8 protein-coding genes are annotated in these 12,283 nt (G+C 37.7%); 7 read left to right on the forward strand and 1 reads right to left on the reverse strand.

The annotated features are described in order from the left end of the window. Positions 1-456: 456 nt before the first annotated feature. From H4J54_RS16180 to H4J54_RS16205, 6 genes are all read left to right on the forward strand, one after another. Positions 457-1,773: an outer membrane protein transport protein gene (locus tag H4J54_RS16180; protein ID WP_182192040.1), complete on the forward strand. Its 1,317-nt coding sequence runs from the start codon at positions 457-459 to the stop codon at positions 1,771-1,773. 406 nt (positions 1,774-2,179) lie between these two features. Continuing rightward, positions 2,180-2,410, forward strand: a complete 231-nt coding sequence (locus tag H4J54_RS16185; RefSeq protein WP_182137753.1) for a hypothetical protein — start codon at positions 2,180-2,182, stop codon at positions 2,408-2,410. Next, positions 2,407-3,078 (forward strand): DUF2959 domain-containing protein, encoded by a 672-nt coding sequence (locus tag H4J54_RS16190; RefSeq protein ID WP_259366998.1) that lies wholly within the window; start codon positions 2,407-2,409, stop codon positions 3,076-3,078. Before H4J54_RS16185 ends, H4J54_RS16190 begins: the two co-directional genes overlap by 4 nt. Positions 3,079-3,231: 153 nt before the next feature. After that, positions 3,232-5,640 (forward strand): DUF748 domain-containing protein, encoded by a 2,409-nt coding sequence (locus H4J54_RS16195; protein ID WP_182192041.1) that lies wholly within the window; start codon positions 3,232-3,234, stop codon positions 5,638-5,640. Between the two features lie 174 nt (positions 5,641-5,814). Beyond that, positions 5,815-6,630: a hypothetical protein gene (locus H4J54_RS16200; RefSeq protein ID WP_182192042.1), complete on the forward strand. Its 816-nt coding sequence runs from the start codon at positions 5,815-5,817 to the stop codon at positions 6,628-6,630. Next, positions 6,627-7,526, forward strand: coding sequence for an ABC transporter ATP-binding protein (locus H4J54_RS16205; RefSeq protein ID WP_182192043.1), 900 nt, complete (start codon positions 6,627-6,629; stop codon positions 7,524-7,526). Before H4J54_RS16200 ends, H4J54_RS16205 begins: the two co-directional genes overlap by 4 nt. Positions 7,527-7,778: 252 nt before the next feature. Here H4J54_RS16205 and H4J54_RS16210 read toward each other — a convergent pair whose 3' ends face one another. Further along, complete coding sequence (locus H4J54_RS16210; RefSeq protein ID WP_182192044.1) at positions 7,779-10,391, reverse strand: EAL domain-containing protein; 2,613 nt, start codon at positions 10,389-10,391, stop codon at positions 7,779-7,781. Positions 10,392-11,359: 968 nt separating this feature from the next. Here H4J54_RS16210 and H4J54_RS16215 point away from each other — a divergent pair. Beyond that, on the forward strand, positions 11,360-12,052 hold the full coding sequence (locus H4J54_RS16215; RefSeq protein ID WP_182192045.1) for an SOS response-associated peptidase family protein: 693 nt from the start codon (positions 11,360-11,362) through the stop codon (positions 12,050-12,052). Positions 12,053-12,283 lie beyond the last annotated feature (231 nt).

The following is a 12,283-nucleotide window of genomic DNA, read 5'->3' on the forward strand; positions in this document are numbered from 1 at the left end:
TTATTGAACAGGGCAACCTCAGCGTTGACCCTGCTAGCATTCACTTGGCCGAAGTCGGTTTCATTTTATCTGCCGGCAATGGCGTAAAAGAGTGGTCTACATTTCACCTGGCATCGAAAATACTGGGGGGGAACGGAAGGGGTCGCCGCGTAGCGGTGGCAGCGGATAAGTTAGACACTCTATATGTCGGCCCAGCGCATAACTATACAATATCGCAATATCAGCCGGGCTGAAGAATTACCTAGGTATCTGCCTTGGCTAATGACAGATAATGAAGGTGCCGCAAGATACGGATGTCGCTACTGCCTTTGGTGATGTTTTTTTGATACTAGCGTTACACTTCTTAACAAGCTGAATACGTTTTTTCGGGTATTATTAGTATGTAATTCTTCAGTATTTAATCCTTTCTTTACAACACGATAAATATTTTATTTCCCATAATTCCCGAGAGCTAACATGACATTAAAAAAATCAATACTTGCCGCTGCCATCACATTGGCAACGTTTAACAGCTATTCAGCTTCTTTTCAGTTAAACGAAACCAGTGCTTCTGGCTTAGGTCGTGCATTTGCTGGTGATTCAGTGATAGCCGACGACGCGGCTGTTTTAGCGCGCAACCCCGCAGCTATGGCCTTATTCGACAAAACCTCTTTTTCATTAACGGCCACGTACATCGATCCCGGTGTCAATATTAAAGGTATGGATGCACCCGATATGCTTGGCGCAGACTACGATGTTAGCCAGCTTGACCAAGAGGGTGTGGTACCAACCGCTATTATTCCAGCCATGTATTTTATTAACCCGGTCAATGATACTTTTGCTTATGGTATTGGTATTAATTCAAATTTTGGCCTTAAAAGTGAGTACGACAACGATTATGCTGCTGGCTCGATTGGTGGTAAAACCGACCTGAAAACGGTCAACGCTAATATCAGTGGCTCATACCGTGTCAATGCACAGCTTAGTCTAGGTTTAGGGATGAACCTAGTCTACGGTGAGGCTGAATTAATTAGGCATGCAGGTAGCGTGTTAAAAGCGGGTGTTACCATTCCTGGCGTTGGTACCCTTGTTGCACCAGTACCCAGCAGTACTGAAATTGTTAACATGGCAGGTGATGATTTTGGTTATGGTTGGAATGCCGGTGTTGTTTATGAAATCAATGCAGATCACCGATTTGCGCTGTCTTATCGTAGTAAAGTAGAGCTTGCATTTGAAGGCGAATTTTCTGGACTTGCAGTGCCGGAAACCGCTGCTAGCTTATCGGTAGACATGCCAGCCGTGACAGAGTTTTCAGGTTTTCATCAAGTTACACCGCAATGGGCGACACATTACAGCATTATGTATACGCAATGGTCGAGTTTTGAAAAACTTGAAGCGTATGCCGGCAATGAACTAGCGTTTGAAAAGCAAGAGAATTTTGAAGATAGCTATCGCTTTGCTTTAGGGGCAACCTATGATGTTAATCCGGTACTCGCGTTAAGAATGGGTGTTGCGTTTGACCAATCTGCTGCTGAAGACTATCGTTCAATTTCAATACCTGATAGTGACCGATTATGGTACAGCGCTGGCGCTACATATCAGTTAAGTAGCACTGACAGCATCGACTTTGGTCTTTCATATATTAACGGCGATAATGTCGTGGTCACTGAAGAAGATGCTTTATTAGGTCAATTACCCGAATCACTCAGTGCATTTGTTGGTAACAAAGACTGGAGCTTTAGCTCAGAAGGTAACGCCTTGCTGTTGGCCGTGCAGTACAACAAAAGCTTTTAAGGTGATAAGGTGTTTTGCGCAGTTAATTAAAAATTCACCTTATTTACCGGTAGGTTAAAGAGCTTTTTTAGCTTTATATCAGCTAAAGAGTTATTCATTTAAAGCCAATCGTGTACAGGATTGGCTTTTTTATCTTTAAGGTAAGTCTCACATATTGATGGTGGTTCTAACCTTTGACGCTGGTATTATTAAAATAGCTTTAGGTTTTTTATGGTATTACTTTAATTTTAATAAAATAACAATTGGACGTTGTCCTAAAGTATTCGCTGTTTTTGGCTAAACGTTAGGTCTGATTTATTTACATTATGTCGACTTAATAACAGCAGCTTACACATTAATGTAATGCTATACTTTTGACAATAACACGGTATTTCAGTGACAAATATTCTACATTTAAGAGGTTTCTATGGCACAACAAGGTTCTGGCGGTAATGTTTTAGCAGCGATATGCAGTTTTTTTATTCCAGGTTTAGGCCAATTGGTGCAAGGGCGTTTACTGCCTGCTATTTTGTTTTTTGTTTTCGCCAGTATTTTCTGGGCACTTTCATGGTTAATCTTCCCGATTGCCTTCGCACTTATTACGCACTTGTGGGCAATTATTGACGCTGCAAAATTCTCCAGCGGTAACAGATTTTGACAGCATTAAAAACGCAAAATAGCGCAGTATCAAGATTATACTTTGTTGTTATTGCCCTAGTGTTACTTGTTGGCTGTCAATCGGCTTATTATTCTGCCATGGAAAAGGTGGGTGTGCATAAGCGCGATATTATGCTCGATCGGGTTGAAAACGCCCAAGGCGCTCAAGAAGATGCTCAGCAACAGTTCCAATCTGCATTAGAGCAACTGTCTCAATTGATCAATTATGACGGTGGTGATTTGACCACGCAATATGAATTGGTCAATGAACAATATCAAGCCAGTAAAGCTTCGGCTGAAGAAGTGGCTTCTCGTATTGATGCTATTGAAAGTGTTGCCGATGCGCTGTTTGCTGAATGGAATGAAGAAATTCAACAATATTCAAGCAATAGCTTGAAGCAAAAAAGCCAGCAAAAACTGAGAAAAACCGAACGTAATTACCAAAGTTTGATTAAGTCGATGTACCGAGCTAAAGACGGAATGGCACCTGTGTTATCAGCCTTAAAAGATAATAGTTTATATCTCAAGCATAATTTAAATGCGCAGGCTATTGGTGCCTTACAAGGCGAGTATAAAACCATTAAACGCGATGTTGAATTTTTAGTGTCACAAATGAGTAAAGCGATAGCGCAATCACAGCAATTCATCAACTTGTTAAAAACAGAATAGCTTGTTAAGCTTTTTATTTAACAGACTAGGGTACTCATTGCGATAGTTTGTTTTGTCTTTTTATTATATATAATTAATCATGTAAAACAGGAGTATAAGCAAACTACTTTGTGTATAGCTCTGTGTTATTTCTTCAACGTATAGGAATCCAACATGGGTCGTTATTTTAAACGCCTTAGTCAAATTTTAGTTATTAGCTTTATTCTCCTCTATGCTCTCATTTGGTTACTCTCACCGATTATCATACGTTATGCTCTTAATACTTATGGCTTACCAAAGCCTTTATTGCTGACTTCTGCATCTAGTATTCGCTATAACCCATTTACAGCGCATTTAACGATTAGTCATTTAGAAGTGAAAACTAATCAGCAAAGCAGCGCACTTAAACTGCAAAGTTTGAACGCAGAATTACATTTACATCAGTTATTGTTTGATAAAATTTATGTTGCCGAATTTACGGTCAATGGTCTATTTATTCCTGTTACGGTTAATGAGTCGTCACTCAATGTTGCTGGCATTGAATTAGGTAGTGAAAATTCACCGCCGTTAGCAACAGCAGCAGAAACAGAGCAAGCAAGCACTGACTTTCCTTATCAAGTTATTATCCCTGAATTTACCTTGACCGATGCTCACATCGAATTAGTACATTTTTCACAAACACATAATATTCAATTAGATTCATTTTCTTTACAGAACATTTTACTTGCACAAAATGAACAAGAGATTAAATTAAATCTAGTCAGTCATTTAAATGGCGCACTAATAGAAGTGGCGTTAGATGGTCGTTTGTTGAAACAACAAGGCCAAATTAGTATAGATTTGAATGCGAAAAATATTGCTTTAAGTTCAGCAAAAACTTTTTTGCCTAGTTCCATATCAGCATTGGATGGCAAAGTAAGTTATGCCAGTAAAATGGATATTGTTATCAGCAATGAGCAAACATCAGTCAATACCCGTGACCTAATAGCCTCAGTTGATGACCTGCATGTCGAGCAAAATAATATTGCTATAGATATTAAGCGTCAAAAAATTCAGGTGAAAGATTTAGCGGTATTATTACAGCCAAATAAACCCATCAATCTTGATGTTATGTTGAATTATGTTATTGAAGGGCTTGCGGCAAAATCGAAAGAGAATAATGCGCTCTTAGCTGAAATATCAAATTTATCAGCTAATAATATTGCCCTTCAATACCAGCAAAACAGGGCTAAAGTAACGATTGAAAATGTGCAAGTGGCTAACGGTGAATTTTCAAAAAACATCGAACAAAATATGCCTGCATTAGCCATCTTTAAGAGCTTGTCGGTAAATAATATCGCGTATACGCCTGAGCTTATCGCCGTTAATAATATGACGTTATCCGGACTTGTGGCTCATGTTTTATTAGATAAAGACAAGCAATTGGCGACACTGGTTGCGCTTGCTAATAACGAGGATAAAAAAACACTTGGTACTGAGCAAGAAAGTAAAACGGCTGATAATGAGCTTGTTACACAAGATGGGGTAGTTGATGAAACGAATAAACCCGTTAAGCCTATATTTAGACTAGGGCAGTTTAGCTTGCTTGATGGCGCACAGATAGACTTTAAAGATAGCAGTGTTACACCCTATTATGAGCGCAACGTAAACATGACTCATTTTCTTTTGTCAGACGTTGATAGTGGCAAGCCTGAGCAGGAAGTTGTGCTTAATATACAAGGAAAAAGCGATAAATATGCTAGTTTTGACCTAAAAGGGCGAGGCTTACCCTTTGCTCCCCAGCAAAAATTCACGCTAGATGCTGTGGTTAAAGAGGTGAGTTTACCGGGTATTTCTAGCTATATTAAAGAGGCTTTACAATACGAAATTGAAAGTGGTCAACTTGATATAACGCTAAAAGCCGCCTTGACGGGTAAGCAACTCAATGGCGATATTGATTTATTACTTCGAGGTATAGAGTTCACTTCAGTGGATGATCATGAAAGAGGTGTGATAAAAGAACAATTTAGTGTGCCCTTTAATGTTGCTTTGGGTATGTTAAAAGATTCTGATGGTAATGTAGCCTTATCGCTACCACTCACTGGCGATACGAGTTCACCTTCATTTGGCTTGTCAGGCTTGTTAACCTTACTGGTTAAACAGGCGACGATGTCAGCGGCAAAAGATTATTTGATCACCACGTTTGTCCCTTATGCCAGTGTGATGAAAGTTGCCATGGCAGCAGGTGAATTTGCCCTTAAACTCAGAATCAACGACTTAACTTATCCGGTCAGCGCAACTGAATTGAATACGGAACAACTAGAATTTAGTCGTCAAATGTCTGTGATGCTTGCCGATAGAGACAAGGTTAATGTTAAGCTTTGTGCTGTAGCCACCCCGAGCGATATTGCATTGACTGATGCTTCACAAGGGCATCAGCCGGAAAATATAGTCCGCTTAAATATACTATCGCAACAACGTGTGGAGATATTTAAAGCGCACATGGTTGAGCAATTAAACGTTCCTTCAGCACGGCTTTTGTTTTGTACGCCACAAATAGACACTTCAAAGGGGGCTAAACCACGTATAAAATTTGTTATTTAGGTTATTTACTTGCTTAATAAGTCGTTCACTTAATTAATCAAATGAGTCAAATGAGTCTAACTTTGTTTTTTTAACAAAAAATTTGACAATATTTTAAGGTATTTATACTAATGACTCGCATTTCACTGCTTTTAACTTTAATCTATTAAAAAATAACAGTTATTATGGTGTGATGTGAAGATAAGTTGCTCGAGAATTTGGTGCTTAGTTACTTTTGAAGTTTTACGTTTGTTTACCACTAAGCGAGGTTTATTGGCGTTATCAGCCTTTGCCACAATCTGGTTTATTATCTTGTATTATTTTGTTGGCTCAGCGTCTGCAATGGTTATTTCGCCTTCATTTGAAAGCATGGCGTCGCAACTGTTTGGTGCTCTGGGGCTAACGGCGCTTTTAGATTGGCCGGTCGCTGAGTACGCTATTTATTGGTTGGTGGCGGTATATTTTTTCCCAAGCTTTGCTTTATTGGTCTGTAGCGATCAGTTTTGTTCAGATAAGCATCGTGGCACATTAAGATTTATCACCCTAAGAACAACCCGAGCCGAGTTAATATTAGGACGTTATTTAGGTCAGCTGCTTATTATAGCGATATTAATATTGCTGACCTCAATAGCGACAACCCTACTAGCCAGTGTGCGAGATATAACACTTTTATCGGCCAGCCTACAGATAGGTGCTAAATTATCTTTAGAATTATTAATCGTTGTTATGCCGTTTATTGCCTTAATGTCATTGCTTAATACCTTGGTTAATTCAGCGCGACTGGCGATAGTTGCCGCCACATTATTTTTTGCCTTAGGTCCTTTGGTGCTTGCTTTTATTCAATATCAATTTGGCCAAATTTTTTATCTAAACTGGCTATTTCCAGGTGAGCAAATAAGCAGTATTTTATCGCAAAACGGCACGGCAACTAGTCAATATTTATTACCTTTAATACAGACCGCTTTGTTACTGATTACCAGCCATTGGCTGATGAAGAGGGCATCACTATGAGTTTAATTATCGATGTTCAACAAGTCACGAAACGATATGGAGATAAAACAGCCCTAAACAAGGTCGAGTTTTCCTTAGAAAAAGGGGCGCCAGTGGCTTTAGTGGGTCCTAATGGTGCAGGTAAAACCACTTTGTTCAGCTTGTTATGTGGCTATATTCAGCCTTCATCAGGCAAAATTAGTATATTAGGACATACCCCTGGAAATTCAGCGCTGTTTGGGCGTTTGTCAGCCTTACCCCAGGACGCGCAATTAGACCCTAGGTTTACGATTGCGATGCAATTAAATTTTTATGCTCGCTTACAGGGTATGAGCAACAAGTTGGCTAAAAAAGATACGGCTAGGGTTTTAGACATGGTAGGTTTGTCAGATGCGTTAACTAGCCTACCCAGTGAGTTATCGCACGGTATGCGAAAACGCGCAACCATAGCGCAAGCCTTATTAGGTAGCCCTGAAATTGTCATGTTAGATGAAGCAACGGCTGGGCTTGACCCTGCTAATGCTAAAGAGATACGCGCTATTGTTAGTGAGCATGCCAGCGACGTTAACTTTATTTTAAGCTCTCATGATCTTAGTGAGCTTGAGCGATTATGTGATCAGGTACTTTATCTCGATAATGGTCATTTAAAACAGCATCAAACGCTGAACAATAATGACAGTGCTGGATTTTTAACGCTGAGAATGAAACAGATTTATCCAGAAATTATGCCGGTAATTTTACAAATCCCGGGGGTTAGCCAGGTGACTATGACACAAGATAAAGAATACTTACTTACCATCAGTAATGAGCAAGGTAAGCTAACTATTGAAATGGATTTATTAACGGCTTTAGCAAGCCATAACTGGTCTTATACTCAACTTATTAATGGTAAAACACTTGAAAATCAATTGTTTTAACAAAAAAACAGCTGAACTTTTTTTGATGGAATATCACTGTTGCCTTATTGACTTACCTTGCTAAGGGCAAATAGATAAAGACCATTTCCCGCGTTATAGATTTCAACAATATGTCCATATCGCTGTCGGCGATTAAGCCAACACCGAGTGCAGCCGTCGAGAATAACTATTCTTGGCGGTGCAATCCTACTTAGCTCTAGCTTCATTATCCATGGCTTTTAGCTAATTTTTTATGGCGTGACAAAAATTTTCCTATTTTAGAGGGGCGGGTATATATTCTCCCTCTAAGCTCGCGGGTATTTGGCCATTAGATAAATGATTAAGCCAGCTGAGATACTGCTCATAAGACATAGGTTTAGCATAGTAATAACCTTGGCCAATATCGCAACCAAAACTGCGTAAAGTTTCTTCATCTAAGCTGCTATTGATGCCTTCTGCGACCACTTCTAAGCCTAGCCCTTTTGCCATTTTCACTGCCGTTTCCGCAATAACTTTACGTTTATTATTGCTACAAACATTTTCAACAAATTCTCGGTCTACTTTTAACTCTTGGAACGGCAACTGATTAATTTGCGACATGGAAGCGTAGCCAGTACCAAAGTCGTCAAGACTAATCGTAATACCTAATTTAATAAGGTTTTCTATGGTTTCTATTGCGATGTTATTTTGTGCAAAAGAAACAGATTCTGTTAATTCGAAAATGATTTTTTCTGCTTTAATATCACTGCGATTGATTATCTTGGTAATATCATCAATAAAATTTGCTTGAATAAGGTCTTTACCACTGATGTTGATAGACACCATGTGGTTGAGACCCGTATTTTGGGTTAGCGCTGCTTGTTGACTCAAGGCTGTTTCTACTACCCATAAGGTTAATGAAGGTATTAAACCAAAATCCTCCGCGACGGGAATAAAAATATCAGGTGAAACATGACCAAGTGTTGGATGGTGCCAGCGAATTAAACATTCACTACCACAGACTTTATTGGTTTTTAAATCGATCTGCGGTTGATGAAATAACTCAAACCCTTGCGTTGTTATTGCTTGTTGTAGGTCAATGGCCAACTGTATTGATGAAGGACTACTTTGGTTATCTTTTTGCGTGAAGTAAGCCCATTTATTTTGCGTTAACTCAGCTTTATTTGCTGCAATTGACGCGTTATTGATCATACTTGTACTTGAGCTATCATGAGCAGAAAATTTTGCTAAACCAATATACGCGGATAATGGCAGTTTAAGATCTTTAATATAAAAAACATCACGAGCGGCTTGCTGAATTGAGTTAACAAATAGTGCTATATCTTGCTCGTTAAGTGAATTGTCAATGACTATAGCTAAGCTGCTATTTTCGAGATAGCAGAGTTTGTCAAATTGCTCAGTGATATTAAGTACGGCATCATTAAACCTGAACAATGAAGATAATTTTAGGTTTAAGCGTTGAAAGAATTGGATGCATGTTTGTTCATTGATATAGAGTTCGATACGGTGAAATTGCTCGGGTTTGATCACTATTACGGTAAAGTTTTGCTTGCCTTCTTCTATCAGTTGACTGATTTTATGGTCTAAATTTGTTTGTCTCGGTAAATGGTTACTTTGGTGGTAAGCAACCATGGCTAGTTTTTCTTGCTCATTGCGGCGAATACGCTCAGCTAAGGCAAATGCCATAAAGGTGACTTCAATCATGATGGCAAATAGGAGTGCATTACCGGTCAAAAAGCTATATTCAAGTTGATTAAACAGCACCATAGGTTGAATAATAGCGCCAATTAATAAGGGCAACCAGGACAAGAAGTAAAAACGTGCCCATAAAAAATCTCGTTTTAGGCGGTTAAGAATTAAAAAGAGTACGACAATATAAAATAGTGGTTGCAGAGAGAAAAAAAGTTTAGTTTGTGTTAATTCGTCGAGCGAAAGAGAATATAGCCCTAATGAACTAATAACAATACTAAATACAAGTGAATATTTGTAAGCCCAATGTTTTAAACGGTCATAACGTAAAAAATAAAGCGTAAATAACAGTAAAAAAATAATCAGTAAAAAATGTGTAAAAATAATATATTTATTGAGTAACTGCATTACCCAGTCGGAGAAAAGAAAATATCCATAACCTGTTAATGAGGACAGCACTGCAAAAGCAGATAATAAGTAACCAATATACAATAAATAAACTTTATTTTTGTCAGCAAAAAATAATACTAAGTTATATATTGCCATGATGAGTAATATGCCGATAAATGCGCCATATATTAATTGAGATAGCATTACTCTTTGTTCGAAGTCTTGCGGGGTAAATAACAGCAGAGGAATATTAGGAGGACCAGAATTTTTCACTTTTATCAGGAATTCACTATGGCCGAATTGATTCAGCTTTAGTCTTGCATAAGGGTAAACATTTTGGCTTAACTCTTTTGAATTGGCGCGTTTATGGTAAATTTTTTCTGGCGCAGTAAAGGCATTTAGTTGATAAACGATAAAAGTATCAAGCATACTATGTTCGGCCATCAATATTAGTTGCTTGTTGCCACTACCTTGAATAAAGCTTTTTTGCGCGCTAGTAGTTATCGATTTTTTATCAATAGGATAATGCAGAGATAGTTTTATCCAATAACTTTGCTGTGCTAATGCATAAGGAATACTATTTAATTTACTAGCGATAAAGTCAGTATTACTTAAGATATTTTTAAGGTCAACATTGTTGTTTTTATCAATGTAATAGCTACTATTAATAGTAAAGTCACTATTTAATTCGTTGATATTTTTTTGGTCAATATTATGAATAAGGCCAGCAAAGCTGACGACAATAGTAAGTAAAATGATAGCAATTAAAGCGGTGGAAATTCTTTTGCTGAATTCGGAAAATATCAAGAAATACATACTCATCTAAGTGAATGATAATTCGGAATGTGCCCTTTCGGTTAACTTTTCAAGACTCACCACATTTTTGTTACGGCAAACATTATTTCGCTCAACAGCTTGTAGTCTTATGCTTGTTAGATATTTTTACTCGCTTATATTACCTTGCTATACAGAATGATTGCACGTCAAAGGTGCCACATTGTACAAATAACCCAAAAGTACAAATAACTTTATAATCAGTAAAATAACAAACAAAATAATCGACAGTTCAATAGTCGCTAAAAAATTTAATATTTCTATTATCAATAATGTAACAGAAATATTACTATTAAGTCACTATTTTAGTATTAATGAAATTATTTTTTAATTAAATTCAACGACTAGGGCGTAAAATAAGCTTGTCAGAGATAAAGCTTTGGCTGGTCTATTTTATAAATCAAATTAAACGTAAGCAAATAATCAGCGGTAAGTGGAATTAACATGATAAATAGGGATTTGACTAAGCGTGTTGTTATCAACAAAGAAAGACAAGTTTAGCAAGCAAGCCCTTTATCTGGCGTGTAATGCAAGCCATTAGCGCGTAAAAAGCATAAAATTGGCCATGCAAGCTGTGTAGTTGAATATAAAGCTGGGGGGCAAATTTTTCTCGAAATAATTAGCCTTTAGGCGAGGATAACTTTGTTCTTTTAGGGACTTTTTCTGATTAACATACATATACGCCAACCCATAGAGCGAAAAAAAGTGACTTAGTGTCTTTGTAGGTACTCAATATTCTCTGCTTTTAAATACCCAAGCTCTTTAACATTAGCCCATTAATAATCGCTATGGTCAAGGCATGTTAAAGCTAGGTGCTGAAGGGCAAACGGAAAAATAGTCAATGAAGTGTTACTTTTTAAGCTTGCAGTTAACCGTTAACTGGCGAGATATAGCTAAAATTCGTTGCTAAGATAGCCTGTAATTCATGAGGAATAAAAAACATGTGCGGTCGGTTCAATATGACCTTTGATAAAGGTGTTAAAAAACTTTATACCAGCTTAAAAATTAACAAGGTAATCGATAACCCTATTGATAGTCGTTGTGTAAAAGCGACAGATACCATTTCCATTGTCAGAAATGTAGGTGAACAACGGCGTGTGGAAAACGCTACTTGGTGGTTACTGTTAGACCAAAGGGTAAATGGTTTTAAACCGTCTCAATTTACTTCATTTAATACACGATATGATAAGTTAAATACCCCAAGAAGTGCAGGTTATCAAGCGTACCGTAGTTCACGATGTGTTATTGTGGTTAAAGGTTTTGGTGAAACTGAATTTTTGAATAAAAAACCTATACATTATTACGATATGGCAGCAGAGTCAGGTGGCTTAATACTTGGGGGTTTGTGCCGTGAATGGAAGCACCAAACAACAGGTGAAATAAAACTTAGCTGCTCGGTTATCACCTTGCCTCCACACCCAAAGCTGATGAAAATTCACAGCAAAGCAATGCCGCTAATCCTACCGCAAGAATCACTATTAGTAGATAGGTGGCTAAATACTCAATTTAATGAGGTTGAGCAATTTGAACACTTGCTACAACCCCATATTCCACAAAATCTTATTGCTCACCAGATTGATAAACCTATGACTTATAAAACCATCTCCGAGTCACAGCTTATTAACCATGATTGATTCTATATGCTGGCCTTAACGCTCAATTAAATACTGTTTTTTTTAGAGCCAGTGGTCATCCTTGGGCAAAAAAACATCTTATTTTAACAAGTATTAACACGTGTTTTGATAGAAAATATGACACTTCAGCAGATGCAGATAAGGAACGAACATTACCCATTGTTGACTTGATAAGCTAATGCAAACTTAGCACAAAAAGTAGATGTTCAAACATTAACAGACTAGAATTAT

This window comes from Colwellia sp. MB3u-8, assembly GCF_014076985.1.
Taxonomy (GTDB): domain Bacteria; phylum Pseudomonadota; class Gammaproteobacteria; order Enterobacterales; family Alteromonadaceae; genus Cognaticolwellia.

Coding starts and splice junctions, on each gene's coding strand:
- H4J54_RS16195 (WP_182192041.1), top strand. CDS start 3,232: ATGGGTCGTTATTTTAAACGCCTTAGTCAAATTTTAGTTATTAGCTTT.
- H4J54_RS16205 (WP_182192043.1), top strand. CDS start 6,627: ATGAGTTTAATTATCGATGTTCAACAAGTCACGAAACGATATGGAGAT.
- H4J54_RS16185 (WP_182137753.1), top strand. CDS start 2,180: ATGGCACAACAAGGTTCTGGCGGTAATGTTTTAGCAGCGATATGCAGT.
- H4J54_RS16180 (WP_182192040.1), top strand. CDS start 457: ATGACATTAAAAAAATCAATACTTGCCGCTGCCATCACATTGGCAACG.
- H4J54_RS16215 (WP_182192045.1), top strand. CDS start 11,360: ATGTGCGGTCGGTTCAATATGACCTTTGATAAAGGTGTTAAAAAACTT.